The sequence below is a fragment of the Mucilaginibacter sp. OK098 genome, from assembly GCF_900142915.1.
Lineage (GTDB): Bacteria > Bacteroidota > Bacteroidia > Sphingobacteriales > Sphingobacteriaceae > Mucilaginibacter.
This window is the reverse complement of record NZ_FRCM01000006.1, coordinates 299490-316858: the sequence shown is the minus strand read 5'-3', so window position 1 is coordinate 316858 and position 17369 is coordinate 299490. Positions and strand designations below refer to the sequence as shown.

The 17369-nt window shown below is 40.3% G+C and carries 14 protein-coding genes; 11 read left to right on the top strand and 3 right to left on the bottom strand.

All coding sequences use genetic code 11. The annotated features are described in order from the left end of the window. Positions 1-136: 136 nt before the first annotated feature. From BUE31_RS21230 to gldN, 6 genes are all read left to right on the top strand, one after another. On the top strand, positions 137-1099 hold the full coding sequence (locus BUE31_RS21230) for a DUF4271 domain-containing protein (RefSeq protein WP_073405850.1): 963 nt from the start codon (positions 137-139) through the stop codon (positions 1097-1099). 25 nt (positions 1100-1124) lie between these two features. Beyond that, positions 1125-1883: a uroporphyrinogen-III synthase gene (locus BUE31_RS21225; protein ID WP_410504013.1), complete on the top strand. Its 759-nt coding sequence runs from the start codon at positions 1125-1127 to the stop codon at positions 1881-1883. A 541-nt stretch (positions 1884-2424) separates the two neighbouring features. Beyond that, positions 2425-3744 (top strand): T9SS ring complex lipoprotein PorK/GldK, encoded by a 1320-nt coding sequence (locus tag BUE31_RS21220; protein ID WP_073405848.1) that lies wholly within the window; start codon positions 2425-2427, stop codon positions 3742-3744. 49 nt (positions 3745-3793) lie between these two features. Beyond that, positions 3794-4603, top strand: a complete 810-nt coding sequence (gene gldL, locus BUE31_RS21215) for a type IX secretion system motor protein PorL/GldL (RefSeq protein ID WP_073405847.1) — start codon at positions 3794-3796, stop codon at positions 4601-4603. 44 nt (positions 4604-4647) lie between these two features. Beyond that, positions 4648-6186, top strand: coding sequence for a type IX secretion system motor protein PorM/GldM (gene gldM / locus BUE31_RS21210; RefSeq protein ID WP_073405846.1), 1539 nt, complete (start codon positions 4648-4650; stop codon positions 6184-6186). A 7-nt stretch (positions 6187-6193) separates the two neighbouring features. Continuing rightward, a complete protein-coding gene (gene gldN / locus BUE31_RS21205) occupies positions 6194-7162 on the top strand; it encodes a type IX secretion system ring subunit PorN/GldN (RefSeq protein WP_073405845.1) in 969 nt (322 codons plus the stop codon). 246 nt (positions 7163-7408) lie between these two features. Here the strand turns inward: gldN and uvrC are convergent, their stop codons facing one another. The 3 genes from uvrC to BUE31_RS21190 form a co-directional block, all read right to left on the bottom strand. Continuing rightward, complete coding sequence (uvrC, locus tag BUE31_RS21200; protein WP_073405844.1) at positions 7409-9235, bottom strand: excinuclease ABC subunit UvrC; 1827 nt, start codon at positions 9233-9235, stop codon at positions 7409-7411. 240 nt (positions 9236-9475) lie between these two features. Next, positions 9476-11719 (bottom strand): transglycosylase domain-containing protein, encoded by a 2244-nt coding sequence (locus BUE31_RS21195; RefSeq protein WP_073405843.1) that lies wholly within the window; start codon positions 11717-11719, stop codon positions 9476-9478. A 5-nt stretch (positions 11720-11724) separates the two neighbouring features. Beyond that, on the bottom strand, positions 11725-14538 hold the full coding sequence (locus tag BUE31_RS21190; RefSeq protein ID WP_159440722.1) for a type IX secretion system periplasmic lipoprotein PorW/SprE: 2814 nt from the start codon (positions 14536-14538) through the stop codon (positions 11725-11727). Between the two features lie 182 nt (positions 14539-14720). Between BUE31_RS21190 and BUE31_RS21185 the strand changes: the two genes are divergently transcribed. From BUE31_RS21185 to atpF, 5 genes are all read left to right on the top strand, one after another. Next, positions 14721-14951, top strand: a complete 231-nt coding sequence (locus BUE31_RS21185) for an AtpZ/AtpI family protein (RefSeq protein ID WP_073405841.1) — start codon at positions 14721-14723, stop codon at positions 14949-14951. 21 nt (positions 14952-14972) lie between these two features. Continuing rightward, positions 14973-15359 carry a hypothetical protein gene (locus tag BUE31_RS21180; RefSeq protein ID WP_073405840.1) on the top strand — a complete coding sequence of 129 codons (387 nt, stop codon included), beginning with the start codon at positions 14973-14975 and terminating at the stop codon, positions 15357-15359. Positions 15360-15391: 32 nt separating this feature from the next. Continuing rightward, positions 15392-16450: a F0F1 ATP synthase subunit A gene (gene atpB, locus BUE31_RS21175; protein WP_234997884.1), complete on the top strand. Its 1059-nt coding sequence runs from the start codon at positions 15392-15394 to the stop codon at positions 16448-16450. 40 nt (positions 16451-16490) lie between these two features. Beyond that, positions 16491-16694: an ATP synthase F0 subunit C gene (gene atpE / locus BUE31_RS21170; RefSeq protein WP_073405838.1), complete on the top strand. Its 204-nt coding sequence runs from the start codon at positions 16491-16493 to the stop codon at positions 16692-16694. Positions 16695-16795: 101 nt separating this feature from the next. Next, the gene (gene atpF / locus BUE31_RS21165; protein ID WP_073405837.1) at positions 16796-17290 is read left to right on the top strand and encodes a F0F1 ATP synthase subunit B; all 495 of its coding nucleotides are present in this window, start codon (positions 16796-16798) and stop codon (positions 17288-17290) included. Positions 17291-17369: the final 79 nt, after the last annotated feature.

Below are 17369 nucleotides of genomic sequence, written 5' to 3'. Positions count from 1 at the left end.
CTCTTCTTTGCAGAGGCAGGGTGAGGTAAAAACAATGCGAAGTAAGTAATTTAACGCTAATTTAATTATGCTGTTGTAAAACAACCAATTATTAAGGTAATTTTGCAGCATTATAAGGCAGGCGTTTATTTATAAAATGAGGTTTATTGTATTTGGCTTTTTATTAATAGTAATTTGTTGCCTTGCGGCTACCGCACAACCAGATTCAGTGCCTGCAAAAAAAGACAGCAACATAACAGCGGCTCCTCCGGTTTCTGTTCCCGCACCTGACTCTACCGCTATAGCTAAAGAAAAACGCAATCAGTTCGTAGCCGACTCATTAGCCATGATTTGGCTAAAGCCCGATTCATTGCGCAAAAGCCAGTTCATGCTTGCGGCGGAAAAAAATCCATTTGATGATATAAAATCCATTTTAAATATCCCATTAAAGGCTGATAGCCAGCTGAACACCGGCGTAATGCGCATTTATCGTGACTCATGGCTTATTGCAATTATTATTTGTTTACTGATATATACTGCCCTGCTCAATATTTTTTTAGGTAAGGATCTTAAAATGGTTATCCAATCATTTTACAGTAAACAAACGCAACTGGATAAAGAAGGCGGGATGATCAATTCGTGGGCATTTATTGGCTTGTTTGTATTGTTCAGTTTAACTTTTGGCCTTGTTTTATACCAGATTACCGTTTTTTATAAAGTTATTTTACCGGTTAGCGGTTTCCAGCGTTTTATTTCAATTTCTGTATTTATCAGCTTATTATTTGCCCTTAAATTTTTTGTATTGAAATTTATAGGCTTTGTTTTTGATGTAAACAAAGTGGTGAGCGAGTATGTAGCTATATTAAATCTTACTTATTTTAATATAGCTTTTGTTCTTTTATCGGTAGCCATCTGTCTTAGTTTAATATCAAGCAGGTTTATACCCGGGCTATTGATTTTTACGCTGGCATCAATAGCTATAATATTTGCATGGCAGTACCTGCGCAACAGTGTAAATATCATTTCTAACATTCGATTTCATAAATTTTATTTATTTATCTATCTTTGTGCCCTCGAAATTTGCCCCATTTTAATTTTAATTAAAGCGCTTAATATATAATTTAAGGTTGTTACACGATTTGAATTTGGAAGAGAGAAAGAAAAAGGTTAAAAGCATTTTAGTTACTTTGCCTAAGCCAGAAAACGATAAGAACCCTTACGCCGAGCTTGCTAAAAAGCTCAACTTGAAAATTGATTTCAGATCATTTATTCATGTTGAAGGCGTGCCGGCGAAAGATTTCAGGAAGGAAAAAATTACGCTGGCTGACTTTAGCGCGGTAATTTTCACCAGCCGTAACTCGGCCGATCACTTTTTCAGGATCTGTGAAGAAATGCGTTTTGAGGTTCCGGTAGAAATGAAATATTTCTGCCTGTCGGAAACCATTGCCCTGTATCTTCAAAAATATATTCAGTACCGTAAAAGAAAGATCTTTTTTGGGAAACAAACCGCATCTGATCTTGCTGAGGTATTAAAAAAACATTCCAGCGAAAAATTCCTTTATCCATGTTCGGATGTTGCGGCAGAAGAAACTCAAAAGTTTTTGCTGGAGAACGGCTATAATTTCACACCAGCGGTACTTTTTCGCACTGTTTGCAGTGATCTTTCAGACCTTGCCGAGGTATTTTATGATGTAATTGCTTTTTTCAGCCCGTCAAGTATCCAGTCGCTGTATAAAAACTTTCCAGATTTTAAACAAAACAACACCAGGATAGCTGCTTTTGGTGCTACAACCCACAAGGCTGTTTTGGAAGCAGGCCTTATAATGGATATCCCAGCTCCAACGCCGGGCGCCCCTTCCATGACTATGGCAATTGAACAATATGTAAAACAGGTTAATAAATAACCGGATATTTATTTGATGCAGATATACAAAAAACGCCCTGATATTTCGGGGCGTTTCTTGTATGTATCTGCGCTGAAAAGATGAAATAACTTACGCCTCTGTAAGTATTGATTGTTAAAAACACAGGAATAACCTAAAGCGATGCCAGGTATTGTCTCGAAATGAGGTTTGGTTAAATCATTTTCCGTGTTTACGTGCAGGTTAATCATTTATTTAACTTATGGGATAAATATTGGATACCAGGCACTTAACCAATCACTTACTGGATTTGCCAAACTATTTGGTTAACTTAGTGGAATTTATTTAACCTTGTTGCAACTATTTTCTATAAACTTTCGTAAAAAAGCAAACTAATTAGCATAATTGTATTCGGCTAATTAATTATAATCATGCTTTTATTAGCTATTGGTTTATGCTATTTCAACTATAAATACAGTAGCTTTGATTGATAAAAAATGTTTTTTGTAATATAATCCGTCAAAATTAATATATTCGGGGGTTACATTGTGTTATATTTATATAGCTTACATTGATTTTTAAGATGAAACAATTATACTTTTTATTAGGGGTTTTGGCAGTTGGCGTTCTAAGTGGCTGTGGCAAAGGTGGTGACAGGGGAGAACTTACCGGGGTTCCGCAACGTTCATTTCGTGCAGAGGTGCCATATGGTATGGTTTACATACCTGGAGGTTCATTCCTGATGGGGCAAACAGACCAGGATATCACCTTTTCTCAAATAGCACAAACCAAACAAGTTACAGTGGCTCCATTTTTTATGGACCAAACCGAAATTTCAAATAGCCAGTATCGCCAGTTTGTAAATTGGGTGCGCGACTCGATCGCTATCACCAATTATATCAGCGACGATAAATATTATATGAAAGCAGGCAAGGGGGCAACACCAAGCCCAAGCGGCAAGAAATATATCAATTGGGATTATGTGAAAAAATACCCGGTAATGAGCAATCGTAAGGGTAAAGGAGCTGCAGCTAATGCTTCAAAGTTGCAGGGAATGTATTACCAGGGTGATGACCGCGTTTTTGACCGCGACGAACTGGATGTACGTTTGCTGAAATATAATTTTGCTTTAATGGTTTTGCGTAACGCATCCGATTATAAGAATGATAAAACCAAAAAACGTTCAGATTTCATACTAAGGGATACTGTACCGGTTTACCCGGATACGCTTGTTTGGCTGAGTGATTTTTCATACGCAGCCAATGAGCCCATGACCGAGGCCTATTTTTCTCACCCGGCTTTCCGTAATTACCCTGTGGTGGGTGTAACCTGGCGCCAGGCGCGTGCGTTTACCGTATGGCGCACACGTTATAACGAAGCTTATAAAGACTCAAGGAAACTACCCCACCGCGCACGTTACGAACTTCCTACTGAATCTCAGTTTGAATATGCATCACGCGGCGGAAGGATAGGAACTGATTACCCATGGGGCGGCCCGTATGCAAAAAATGCAAAGGGATGCTTACTGGCTAATTTTAAACCCGGCAGAGGTAACTATACCGATGATGGCGGGGCTTACACTGTAAATGTTAAGTCGTATTTCCCTAATGATTATGGCTTGTATAATATGGCTGGAAATGTGGCTGAATGGACCATGTCGGCATTTGACGAATCTGCATCAACGTTTGTGCATGATCTTGCACCTACTTTTAATTATGAAGCTAAAGCCAGTGACCCTGAAGTACTGAAACGTAAAGTAGTACGTGGCGGTTCATGGAAGGATATTGGCTATTTTCTTCAAAACTCAACACGTACTTATGAGTACCAGGATACCGCAAAATCATACATAGGTTTCCGCTGCGTAACTTCTTTCCTTGGGCGCGACCTCAGGGATAAACGATAATTACATAAAAACCAAATAAAAAACAATATCTAATCTTTTTCAAATTACTATGGCTGGGAAGAAACAACCTTACGGAATTAATAATATCGTATCATGGGGCGCAACAGTGGTTATTGTGGGCTTGATGTTTAAAATATTGCACTGGCCGGGCGCTACCTGGTTTATTGCAGGGGGGCTATCGGCAGAAGCCATTTTGTTCTTCCTTTTAGGATTTCAGAGGGAAGAGAAAGAACTTGACTGGAGGCGTGCTTACCCTGAACTGGACGAAGATTATGATGGCGAGCTGCCACAGGCAACAGTAAGAAAAGCAGTACCAATGGGCGATAGCTTTTCAAATACAGCCGCTTTAGATGCCATGCTGAGCGAAGCTAAAATTGGTCCGGAACTAATAAACAGTCTTGCAAACGGCTTAAGAACATTTGGCGACAAAGTGAATTCTATTTCACGTGTTACCGATGCCGGCGATGCAACCATTGCTTTCACCAATAAAATTAAGCAGGCATCAGCAAGTTATGATAACTTAAACAATGCATTTGAAAAAGCCTCAGCAAACCTGGCAGAAATGGCCGACTCAAATGTCGATTCAAAATCATACCATGAGCAGATCAACAAAATGGCCAAGAATTTAACAGCCTTAAATGCTGTTTATGAGCTGGAGCTGCAGGATTCAAGTAATCATTTAAAATCAATGAATAAGTTTTACCAGGAAATGTCGTCAACTATTCAGGATTTTAATGCGTCAGCAAATGATTCAAAGCAGTTTAAGGAAGAAGTTAACCGCTTAGCTAAAAACCTGTCGACATTAAATTCAATATACGGCAATATGCTTTCAGCAATGAATCAGCCACGTGTTAATTAAGGCTTATAAATTTTATTTAATAAAAAACATAACATTTAAGACAAATGGCTGGAGGTAAACAAACCCCAAGACAACGAATGATGGGTATCCTTTACCTGGTGCTTTTAGGCCTTGTGGCTTTAAGTGTACCGGATAACTTACTCGATGCGTTTAAGAATATAAAAAATAGCCTGGATACGTCAACATCTAACGTAGATAAGGGAATTAACGATACATATTCTGCTTTTGAAAAAAGTAAACTTAAGGAACAGCATGATAGGGCACAGCCTATATATGACCGGGCTAAGAAGGCTACAACTGTTGCAAAAGCCCTGAATGATTATATCCAGGCTTTACGGGAGCAATTGACTGCTGAAGGCGGCGGTATAAACACCACTACTAATGACGTTGAGGCACGGGATAACCTGGATGTTTCGCCAAGGATAATGATAACCCAGAAAAAAGGCGAAGAATTACGCCAAAAGATTAATGAAACCCGGGCTAGTTTACTTGCTTTGTTAAAGAATGATAAAGAAAGAGCCGGCGTAAATTTTTCTCTTGATGCCGTTGATCCACCTTCAACCGCAGGACAGGGTCCTCACAAATCATGGGAAGAGGCTTATTTTGGAGATGGTATACCATTAGGTGCTACAATGACCACGCTTGCCAAGATCCAAACTGACAATAAAAATGCTGAAAACGAAGTTGTTAAAAAAATATTGGGCGAAGCAGAACAAGCACAGGTAAACCTGGATAAATTTAACGCTGTAGCAGTAGCGCCGACAAGTTATGTACTTATTGGTCAGCCATACACAGCAGAAGTTTTTCTTACTGCTTATGATTCGCACTTATCACCAAATATAACTGTAGGCGGTTCACCTGTTGCAGTTGATGCAGGAAAAGGTAAATATACAGGGAGCACAAGTTCCGAAGGTCTTCACACATGGAGCGCAGATATAAGCTTTAAAGATAACGACGGTAAATTACAAACATATCATACACCACCGCAAACTTACATGGTTGCAAAACCATCAGCAGTGGTATCGCCGGATAAAATGAACGTTTTATATATTGGCGTACCGAACCCTGTTTCAGTTTCGGCACCGGGTGTCGCAAAAAGCGATTTACGCGTTACCATGAGTGGTGGCAGCTTAAGCGGATCTGATGGGCATTACACTGCTACTGTAACCAGCATAGGGACTGCAACTATTAATGTTTCGGGCATGGTATCAGGAAAATTAACAAACCTCGGATCCTCGTTGTTCCGTACTAAACGGATCCCTGATCCTAAACCCCAGTTTGCAGGTAAAAGTGGTGGCAACACCAGTGCAGCTAACATAAGAGCGCAGGACAGGCTTTTTGCAAAACTTGAAGGCTTTGATTTTGATGCTAAATTTAATGTTACGCGTTTTACTTTATTGATTGCTAAACCGCGCCAGGATGCTATTATATTATCAACTACGGGAGGCGAATTATCAGGCGCTATGCGCTCAGCAATGAATGGTGTTTCACCCGGTACAACTGTTGTATTTAAAGAGATTATTGCTGTTGGCCCTGATGGTACACAACGAGGACTAGACCCGATTGTATTAACTGCTAATTAAAAGAATTATGAAAAAGATTTTAGTTGTTTTACTTTGTTTAGCCTGCATATCAACTTATGCACAAAGAAAGCGCAAGAAAAAGGCAGCTGCTACACCACCTGCGCAAACAGTTCAGCAACAACAACCTGCAGCAGTAAACCCTAATGCTACTACAAGTGCAAAACCAATAGGTGTTGATACTACAAAAAAAGCAGGCCCAGTAAAGCCTTTTGAAGCGCCATTAGACGGCTATTTTAAAAAGACCAATATTTTAAGCGCTAAAGTAACCCCGTATCCTAATTTAAGGGAATCGGATGTTGCATTTGCAAAGCGTGTGTGGCGTGAAATTGATATCCGCGAAAAGATGAATGCCTACCTGGCTTCGCCAAAACAGCGTTTAATTGACGTTTTACTGAATGCTATTGACGCAGGCGAATTAACAGCTTATGATCCAATTGCCAGCAAAGAGGATCCGGGAGGCGACAAATTTTTAGTTCCGCTGGCACAGGGAAAGGCCAGGAGCAAAATGGCAGATAGCAGTGTGGTTGATAAATTTGATGCAAACGGCAACAAAACCGGTTCAACCGTACAAGCTGGAGAATTTAATGCTGATAGCATTGTAAAGTTCAGGATTAAGGAAGATTGGGTATTTGACAGGCAGCGGTCAATTTTTGAACCACGCATTGTTGGTATTGCTCCAATGATCAAGATAAAAATTGGAACCACTGAAGATTATCAGCCGGCATTTTGGATTTATTTCCCTGATGCAAGACATATACTGGCAACCAAAGAAATTGTTAGCCGCAGCAGCGATGCTACCGGGCTAAGCTTTGACGATGCCTTTGTAAAAAGGATCTTCACGAGTTATATTGTAAAAGAATCAAACGATAAGGACGAACGTATAAAAGATTATGCAAGCGGTATAGACCGGCTGTACGAATCGGAGCGGATGAAGAAAACCCTTATGGATTGGGAACTTAATTTGTGGTCGTATTGATTGGAGTGATTAGAGGTTAGTGACCAGAGATTAGTTCTTAAATGATATATGGAAGGCCTTGCAAATTTTGCAGGGCCTTTTTATTTAGAGACTTACGCTGCCACGGGTTTAGCGTAGCGCGTAACCTGTGGTGCGGCATTGCGGAAGCTTTTAGCTTCCATGTTAAATATTTTGATGTAAGGTTTTTGTGTAAGCTGAAAGCTTACGACATGTTATATCAGCAAGGGCGCAAAGAAGTTTTTAAAACTAATCTCTGGTCTCTAACCTCTGATCACTAACGGTAAAATATGTAATTATCGCTTTCGCCTGTTTCATATTCACAACTTCCTGTAATTCAACTTCGGTTGCCGCACGTACTTTTTTAACAGATTTGAAATATTTAAGCAACTTTTCCGCAGTGGTTTTGCCTATGCCTTCAATTAGTTCAAGCTCAGTTACCAGGGTGCCCTTATCGCGTTTTTTACGGTGAAAAGTTATGCCGAAACGGTGTGCTTCGTCCCTTAATTGCTGAATAACTTTTAACGTTTCTGATTTTTTATCGAGGTATAATGGATATTGGTCACCGGGGTAATACAATTCTTCCAATCTTTTGGCAATACCAATTACGGTTACCTGCTTATCAATACCTAATAGCTTGAGGCTTTTTAATGCTGATGATAATTGACCTTTACCGCCGTCAATAACTATCAATTGAGGTAGTTCGGTTCCTTCGTCAAGCATGCGTCTATAACGGCGGTGAACGGCCTCTTCCATGGTAGCAAAATCATCCGGGCCTTCAACGGTCTTTACATTAAAATGGCGGTAATCCTTTTTTGAAGGCTTGGCGTCCCTAAAAACCACAATTGCCGATACCGGATATTTTCCCTGGAAATTGGAGTTGTCAAAGCATTCAATATGCCTCGGCAGCTGATTCATCCGCAGGTCCTTCATCATTTGAGTAAGCAGCCTTTCCGTTCTTATCTCAGGGTTCAGTTTTTCGTACTGATCCATCTTATCCCTTTTAAAGAAATGGACATTCTTTTGCGAAAGATCAAGCAGTTTCTTTTTTTCTCCAAGCTTGGGTACGGTGAATTTTATTTTAGCATCGTCCAGGTCTATATCAAAAGGTACAATGATCTCTTTCGAATGGCTATCATACCTGCTCCTGAACTCCGAAATGGCCAGCGTTAACAGTTCTTCATCACTTTCATCCAGTCGTTTTTTCAATTCGATGGTTTGCGTTTGGATGATGGTGCCGTTCATTACCTTTAAATAGTTAACAAAGGCGTATTTCTCTTCTGATGCGATGCTGAAAACATCCACATCAGTTATTGACGAATTTACCACGGTTGATTTACTTTGGTAATTATCCAGCAGCTCGAATTTTCTTTTTAAACGATGCGCATGCTCATAATTCATTTCACTTATGGCCTTCTCCATATCAGCTTTAAGGTTACGGAGCACAGCGCCAATTTTTCCGTTTAAAATGTCGGTTATTTCATTAATGCTATTGTCATAGTCATCCTCTGTCTGGTAGTTTTGGCAGGGGCCTTTGCAATTGCCCAACTGGTACTCCAAACAAACCTTAAACTTCCCCTTATCAATATTCTCGCGGGTAAGCGCCAGGTTACAGGTACGCAGCGGGAAGGTTTCTTTTATAAGCCCCAGGATATTGTGCATCATACTTACCGAGGCATAAGGTCCAAGGTACTTTGATCCATCGCGAACAATACGCCTTGTGTAAAATATGCGGGGGAAATGTTCATTTTTAATGATAATCCAGGGATAGGTTTTATCATCCTTCAGCATCACATTATATCGAGGCTGGTGCTTTTTTATCAGGCTGTTTTCCAGCAGCCAGGCATCAACTTCAGTATCTACAATAGTAAAAGTGATATTCCTGATCTTTGATACCAGCACCTTTGTTTTGGCATTTACGTGGTTATCCTTATTGAAGTAGCTGGTAACCCGGTTGCGCAGATTCTTAGCCTTACCAATATAGATCAGCTCCTTCTCCTCATCCCAAAACTGGTAAATACCCGGTTTATGAGGGATGTTTTTTAATTTAGATCTATAATCGAATACTGTAGTCATTAGTTCACTTAGTGAAAAGACTTACGAAGTTTTTAAAACTTCGTAAGTCTGAAGTTTACTTAGTAATATAACAAGCGTCATTGCGAGGAACGAAGCAACCTCTGCAAAGGACACTCATGGAACTTGATTTTATGGTAAACGTAAAGTTAGTCAACTGTTAGGCCTCAATATATCCTTCCTGTTCATGATTAGCGAGTGCAGAGGTTGCTTCGTTCCTCACAATTACGGGAGGCGCGGTATTTAAAATCCTAATTTTTTATCCACTTCCCCAGTCCCTTGTTGTTGCTGTTTATACGCGTTACAATCCATTACAATGCTTACACCGCCTTTTGGTGCATCAAAATCAACATTTCTTTTAATACCAAGAGCGGGATTATCATATACTCTTTTCATAAACCCGGCAAAAATAGGTAAGGCTGAGTTAGCGCCCTCGCCAAGCCTTGTTGAGCGGAAATGGATATCGCGGTCTTCGCAACCTGTCCATACGCCGGTAACCAGCTGCGGGGTGATGCCCATGAACCAGCCGTCGGAGTTGTCCTGGGTAGTACCCGTTTTGCCGCCAACAGGATTATGAAAACCATATGTGCGGATCAGCCTTGAGCCTGTACCGTCTTCAATTACGCCTTTTAGCATATAGGTCATCACATAAGCGGTTTGCGCATCCATAGCCTGTACAACTTTTGGGGTATGCGTATATATTACGTTGCCATTTTTATCTTCAATGCGTAATAAGTAAGTAGGCTCAGTCCATGTTCCGTGGTTGGCAAATACAGAATAAGCGCCCGTCATATCATATACAGATGCGTTAAACGAACCTAATGCTATTGATGGGTAAGCAGGCACCTCGCTGGTTACCCCCATTTTTTTGATCAGTTCCATCACCGGGATCGGCTTTACCTCGTTCATAACATAAGCCGCAACGTAGTTCTGCGACCAGCCCAAAGCTTTTCGCAGCGTTATTGAACCCTGTAGCCAATCGGATGATGATTGTTTAGGCGTCCATGGTTCTGATCCATACCCGGTTATGGTTACCGGCACGTTATCCACTTCCTGACATGGTGAAAACCCGTTTTCAATAGCTACCGAATAAGTAAACGGCTTAGCTGTTGAACCTACCTGCCGGGTCCCAAGCTTTACCTGGTCGTACTTGAAATGTTCAAAGTTGGTGCCGCCTACCCACGCTTTTACATAGCCCGTGGTTGGGTCCATGCTCATCATGGAGTTACGGAGCATCATTTTACTGTATACAATGGAATCGATAGGTTTCATCACCGTATCAATATTACCCCTCCATGTAAAAAGCTCCAGGCTGTCGGGCGTATCAAAATTCTGCCTGATCTCCTCTTCTGATTTTCCCTGCAATTGCAATTCTTTGTACCTGTCAGACCTGAACATGCCCTGGTCAAGCAGCAGCTTATAGTTTTTAATGCTTTTTGCCCTGTTAACACCTTTCCACTGTGAATTAAATTCACCCTGCAGGGTAGGCATATAATCACGCTGTGCCTGCTCAGCATATTGCTGCATAGTAGCATCGAGCGTTGTGTAGATCTTTAAGCCATCGCGGTCAAGATCATAAGGCGTACCGTCTGATTTTGTAATGTTCTGATCTTTAAAGATCTTTTGGATCTCTTGCTTTAGCACTGCCCTGAAATAGGGTGCAGGCCCGTCATTATGGGTGATTTGAGTGAAATTAAGCCCCAACGGTTTTTCTTTTAGCTCAGCCAGTTGACCGCTGCTTAAAAATCCCTGGCCTTCCATCAGTCCCAAAATAAGGTTACGGCGGTTTAATGCCCTGTCAGGATGGCGTATTGGAGAATAAACGCCGGTACCTTTAAGCATCCCTACCAGCATTGCAGCCTGATCAGGTGTAAGTTTATCAGGAGTAACATTAAAATAGGTCCGTGCCGCAGATTTAATACCCCAAGTATTATAAGCACCAAAGTCGACCGTGTTTAAGTACATGGTAACTATTTCCTGTTTAGTGTAGCGCCGCTCGAGCTGTATAGCCATTATCCACTCTTTAAGCTTTTGGGTAAAGCGTACAAAAGGGTTATGCGAGATCTGGCCCGAGAAAAGATTTTTTGCCAATTGCTGAGTAATGGTGCTGGCACCCTGTTTTTTCCCTATCAACGTAAAAAACACAATGCCCGGCAAGCGTTGAAAATCAATACCTGAATGCTCATAAAAACGAACATCTTCGGTGGCTATCAACGCGTTAACCACGTTAGGCGATAGCTGTGAGTAATTTACGCTTGAGCGGTTTTGCACATAGTAGGTGCCTAAAACTGTTTTATCTGCAGAAAGCACTTCAGAAGCCTGGAAGCTTTTAGGGTTTTCAATAAGTCTAAATGGTGGCAGCTGGCCAAATAAACCAAAATAGGTTACCACAAGCATTAAAGCAAAAAGCGCTAAAAAGCAAATAACGGTTTTCCATATGTACCAATTATATCTTCGTATATCTTGTGGTGCAAGTTTAATGATCATAGTGGTTAGAAGTTTTTCTGGTAATAGTCTAAATAACTATCCAATAGTTTTGCGTCGGCTAATTTATTCAGATTTTCCTGTGATATAATAAAAAAGCTGTATTTATCCTTTGGCACCTTCATAATATCGGGTAACAGCGGGATAACTTCGCGGGCATATTTTTTGGCATCAGCAAGTGTTGAAAAACGGCCCACATATATTACCTGGTTATCGGTACCTACCGGTAAAAGCTGATGTTTAATCCCCTTACCGGAATAGTTAGCTCTTATAAACTGTCCGAAACCAAAACGCGATGAGGCCAAATTAGTTGTGCCGCTTTTAACATTTACCGCAAAGTAATAGTTGGTACTGTCATGCATGGTAAATACAGAAGTGATCACGTCCGCTTTAACTTCCTGGTTATTTGTAGTAGGTGTTATAACAATATTTTGTTGTACCGCCTGCTCAACCGGTGGTGTAATTTGCTGAACCTGCTTTGTTATTACTGCTGGTTGTTTAATAGGCGTCAATATAGTGGGTGCAATTTTAGGTGGAGCTTGCTTCGGCTTCTCTATTGCTATTTGCTGTTGCCTTTCAATTCTAACCTGTGGCTGGTTAATCGCATTTGGGTCAACCACGGGCCGGTAAGCAGTTTCTTCATGCAAGGCCTGGTCAAGGGTAAACGGGATCTCCTGTGGGTTATCATCCGTAAGTATCACGGGCCTGGCCTGCAGTTCGGTAAGGTTAGTGTTTATATAAGCAAGCTGCCGGTTAATTAAAGGTGTAACTAATTTATCGTCCGGGAAAGTTTTCGTTATTTGTTGAAGACTATCAGTAAATGGAGCTAACTTTTCATTATGCCCCTCAGCAATTGTTTTAAGGTAATACAGTTGGGCCGAAAGTTTATTACCCGGGTATTGTTTAACTAATTGCGGCACACCTGTAATAACATCAGGATATTTTTTTTGCGCATAAAGATCAAATACCCGGTTATAGGCCTGGGTAAATTCTGCATTTTCGTCTTCCAGCTTTTTAGCATAGTCCGGGTCCGAAATTATTTTGGCAAACGGCGTATCAGCATATTCCTTTAAGAGTATGTTTTTATACTGGTCAGATTTTGATTTATCTACATCGCTATAGAGCCTGTATAAATTATAATAGATAGATACCTTATTAGGATCATTTGGAAAACGGCGAAGAATGTTTTCATAAATGGCAATCGCTTCCTTTTTATCGCCTAAAATATCGCGGTAAAAGTTAGCAATATCTATATAGGCATGATAAATTTTAAGATTTGATTGCGCAAGCAATTCGGGTGTAAGTGGCAGCCCCTGTATCAACTCCGCACGGTAACCGCCTGCGGTTGCTGTTTTAGGTTTAGCTCCCGGCTGCCCGCTTATAGGCGCATCAGGATCTATACCGGTTGTGTTTACTGAATTTGCCGTTATATCACTGTTTGAGCGGCTGCTCCGGCGCCAGTTATCTTCCAGCTTACGGTCGCCCCATTTTCGTTTAAAATCACCATAACCCTGGCTAACTGCATTGGAGTTATAAAAATAAAAGGTATTTGCCGCATTTGCCCTGCCCGAACGTGGACCCGACGGGTCAGTAACGTTATTAGCGGCTGCTGCGGCAGCATTTGCCGCATTCAAATCTGCCTGTTGCTGCAAAGTTTTATCGCTAACCATTTTATCAATCACTGTTCCCCTGGTTTTCTCATCCATTTTGGCTAATGCCTGTAATGTATCTTCGCGGGCAATGGTTTGGTATCCGTCTGCCAGGATCTGCAGGTTAGCATTCGTTTTTTTTATCGATTGATATCCCGGGTAATTAACCGGCAAGGTGGTTAGCGTGCTGTCATAATATTTTTTCGAAGTAAGGTAATCCGCCTTGTTTTTAAAGTAGATGGTAGCCAGGCGCAGGTAGGAGAGCCCCTTTTGACTTTGATTCTTAACGCTGTTCCTAACTGATAGCTTGTAGTTTTTAATTGCGCCGTCAATATTTTTATCAACCATTTGCAGCTCGGCTACCTGGAAATAGATCTGATCCTTAAACTCTTTATTATTGGGTTCTTTTAAAAGGGCAAGCAAACGTTCTGTGCGGCTGGTTTTAACGCCATTGCGTGCATCCTCAATCCTTATCCGGTTTAAGCTGGCGTTAAAAGCCATCTCGAAGGATACATTGCTGCTCGCTATTTTACTATAGTTGGTAATAGCATCTGCCGGTTTTTGATTAAGCTCCTGCAATTGGCTTAAAATAAAGGTCCAGCGCAGGCGCTGCATCTTGTTGCTGCAATGACTTATGGCTTGTTTGGCCATTTCTTCACCATCGGCATATTCCTGCGCATTAATATCATATTGAAGTTTGGTGGCATAAATATCAGCAATAAGGTGTTTGTTTTTTTTGGGGTCGATGATCTGGATAGCGCTGTCAATAGCTATTTTAGCCTGTGGCAGTTCATTCAGATACATCAACGACCGGGCTTTCCAAATAAGGGCATCCTGTTCCAGGTCTAAACGTGCCGGGAACGATTTGATAACATAATTTAAAAACTCTGTTGCGTTAAAGTAATTGCCTTCAAGAAAATTGGCCTTTCCTAAAACCAGGTAGGCATCGCCCTGGTAATGGCTTTGCTCTTTAATGTTTATTATTTTGTTTCCCTTAACTATAGCTTCTTCAAGGTCCTTATCGGGTGTCCCTGACTGGGTGATAGTATCAGGGTAAACACTTAAAATCTCGTTATAATTATCAACAAATGACGATTCATAACTCACCTGCTTTAGCCTAAGGATCTCTTTAGCATTAAAAAGTATATTATAATGGGCAGTAAGGTTTTGCATGGTGCGGTTAAACCCGCTCTTTTTTTCAAGAGAACACCCTGCTATGATAATTACCATAGCAAACAGCAGTACCCTGATTTGTTTTAATGCTTGAAATTTAGAAATTCGATTCAAAGTAAAGGTGGTTGTAAAAGCCTCGCTAATTTAATAACAATTATGCAATAGGTTTAATAAATTTGCATATGGCCAAAAATGAACAAAAGGAAAGCAATGAGAATGGTGATCCGGGAAATAGCTATGGTAAATTTATGGGGATAGCATTCCAGATGATTGCTATAATAGGCATATTTTCTTTTGCAGGCTATAAAATAGATGAATCGGCAAATCATCATACAAAGTGGGTAACAGCAGCACTGGCACTTACCGGGGTTTTTATATCTTTGTACCTTGTTATAAGGTCGATAAAAGACTAAGCACATTATAGCCCAGCGCTCATGAAAATTTACCAGGCATTATTATTTTTTTTATGGTTTACCTTTATTATTGGCATACCTCCATATTATTTAAAGAACTACGGACATGCTGATATGATAATGCCCGACTTCTGGCTTATCTTCTTTTTTTTATCAGGATTAACACTTTTGGTAGTAACCGGCATCCTGGTTGTGCGCCAAATGTATCCTACCATGTTCTCAGAGGCATTTATGGGCGCAACCGTTGTCAAGATCCTGTCATGCCTTATTTTTGTGCTGGTTTTCCTGGCAAAAAACAAGGTAAATAAGTATGTTTTTATAGGCGATTTTTTTTACATATATTTCTTAAATACAGCCTTTGAAGTTTATATTTTGTTACGTACCTTGCGGCACAAAATTTTAAGGTAGAAAACTTCATTTAGATGATAAACGGCTCGATTTTGAAATCAAAAATTTTTAACATATCATTAATTTGTGCGTTTTTTTTAACGCTGGGGGCATTTCCGACCAAAGCGCTATCTCAGGAAACCAAGCCTGAAGGTGCTGAAAAAAAGTTCGACCCTAAAGAAACTATATTGGAACATATTGCCGACAAACACGAATGGCATATGTTTGGAAAATCTTACATCCCGCTTCCGGTAATACTTTATACCGATAAAGGGTTGGAAATATTTTCATCAGCAAACCTACAGCCGCAGGGTACGGTGTATGCCGGCAAGTATTATAATTATATGCTGGTAAATAATAAAATAAAGGTTGTTACTGCCGATAAGCAAATAGACGCTGTTAATAACAAAAAGGTTTGGGATTTTTCCATTACCCAAAACGTTGCCAGCATGTGGATGACAGGGATCATTCTTTTGCTTGTATTCTTCAGCATATCATCAACTTATAAAAAACGTGTGGGTAAAGCCCCTAAAGGGATCCAGTCATGGATGGAGCCTTTGATCCTGTTTATTCGTGATGATATTGCCCTGCCAAATATTGGTGTTAAGTATAAAGCATACATGTCTTTATTGCTTACCATATTCTTTTTTATATTGATCAATAATATTTTCGGGATGATCCCCTTCTTCCCGGGTGGTTATAACCTAACCGGTAATATTGCAGTTACCCTGGTATTATCAGTTATTATACTTTTGGTTGTAAACTTAAAGGCTAACAAACATTACTGGAAACACATATTTGTACCTAACCCATGGTGGTTATTCATTATCATGATCCCGGTAGAAATTGTTTCTATATTTTCAAAGCCAATTGCATTAATGATCCGTTTGTTTGCTAACATAACAGCCGGCCACATTATTGTATTGAGCCTTGTATCCTTAATATTTATATTTAACAGCTTGTGGATCTCCCCTGTATCAGTGGTGTTCGTGGTATTTATTGATGCCATTGAAGTGCTGGTTGCGTTCTTACAGGCTTATATTTTTACGATGCTTGCTTCCCTGTTTATCGGGATGGCTATACAGGAGCATCACGATCATGAAGTGATTTAAAATTAATTATTCTTATATATACACTTTAAATTTAAAACAAATGACAGGAAGCTATGGTCCTATCGGTGCAGGTTTAGCTGCTATTGGTGCTGGTATCGGCATCGGACAGATTGGTGGAAAAGCTGTAGAAGCTATTGCACGCCAGCCTGAAGCTATTTCTAAAATTCAAACTAACATGATCATTGCTGCGGCCCTTGTTGAAGGTGTTGCATTATTTGCCGTGGTAGTTTCATTATTGGGCTAATTTTTTCGGCCCTTGAGAGAAAACAAAACATCCCGGAACGGTTGGTTCCGGGAATGTTTTAAGATTCATTAAAAAGTATCATACAGTAATAAATAAATATAATGGAATTAGTTACACCTGAAGTAGGTTTAATTTTCTGGACAACGCTATCATTCCTGATCCTGTTGTTCTTACTGGGTAAATTTGCCTGGAAACCCATCTTAGCCGCCGTAAATGAGCGTGAGCAATCTATCGAAACTGCACTATCAAGAGCTGAAGCAGTTAAAGAAGAAATGGCACGTTTAACCAGCGAGAACGAAGCTTTGTTAAAAGGCGCCCGTGCTGAGCGTGATGCTATTTTATCAGAGGCTACTAAAGTAAAAAACCAGATCATCAGCGATGCTAAAGATGCAGCACATAAAGAAGGCTCACGCCAGATTGAGCTTGCCCGCATCGAGATCAATAACCAGAAAGCTATTGCTATGGCTGACGTTAAAAACCAGGTAGCATCACTTTCATTGGAAATTGCCGAGAAAGTATTGCGCAAGCAGTTTGAAGATCAGAAAAAACAAGACGAACTGGTTAAGGATCTTTTAAAGGAAGTGAAATTAAGTTAATATCGGATTTCGGATGTTCGATTTCGGATTTAAGAAATTGAAATTTAACATCCTCTATCCAATAAGAAATCTTAAATAC

Bases quoted from the DNA above. Each gene is read 5' to 3' on its own strand.
- BUE31_RS21230 (WP_073405850.1), top strand. From the start codon at position 137: ATGAGGTTTATTGTATTTGGCTTTTTATTAATAGTAATTTGTTGCCTT.
- BUE31_RS21220 (WP_073405848.1), top strand. From the start codon at position 2,425: ATGAAACAATTATACTTTTTATTAGGGGTTTTGGCAGTTGGCGTTCTA.
- gldL (WP_073405847.1), top strand. From the start codon at position 3,794: ATGGCTGGGAAGAAACAACCTTACGGAATTAATAATATCGTATCATGG.
- gldM (WP_073405846.1), top strand. From the start codon at position 4,648: ATGGCTGGAGGTAAACAAACCCCAAGACAACGAATGATGGGTATCCTT.
- gldN (WP_073405845.1), top strand. From the start codon at position 6,194: ATGAAAAAGATTTTAGTTGTTTTACTTTGTTTAGCCTGCATATCAACT.
- uvrC (WP_073405844.1), bottom strand. From the start codon at position 9,235: ATGACTACAGTATTCGATTATAGATCTAAATTAAAAAACATCCCTCAT.
- BUE31_RS21195 (WP_073405843.1), bottom strand. From the start codon at position 11,719: ATGATCATTAAACTTGCACCACAAGATATACGAAGATATAATTGGTAC.
- BUE31_RS21190 (WP_159440722.1), bottom strand. From the start codon at position 14,538: ATGCAAAACCTTACTGCCCATTATAATATACTTTTTAATGCTAAAGAG.
- BUE31_RS21185 (WP_073405841.1), top strand. From the start codon at position 14,721: ATGGCCAAAAATGAACAAAAGGAAAGCAATGAGAATGGTGATCCGGGA.
- BUE31_RS21180 (WP_073405840.1), top strand. From the start codon at position 14,973: ATGAAAATTTACCAGGCATTATTATTTTTTTTATGGTTTACCTTTATT.
- atpE (WP_073405838.1), top strand. From the start codon at position 16,491: ATGACAGGAAGCTATGGTCCTATCGGTGCAGGTTTAGCTGCTATTGGT.
- atpF (WP_073405837.1), top strand. From the start codon at position 16,796: ATGGAATTAGTTACACCTGAAGTAGGTTTAATTTTCTGGACAACGCTA.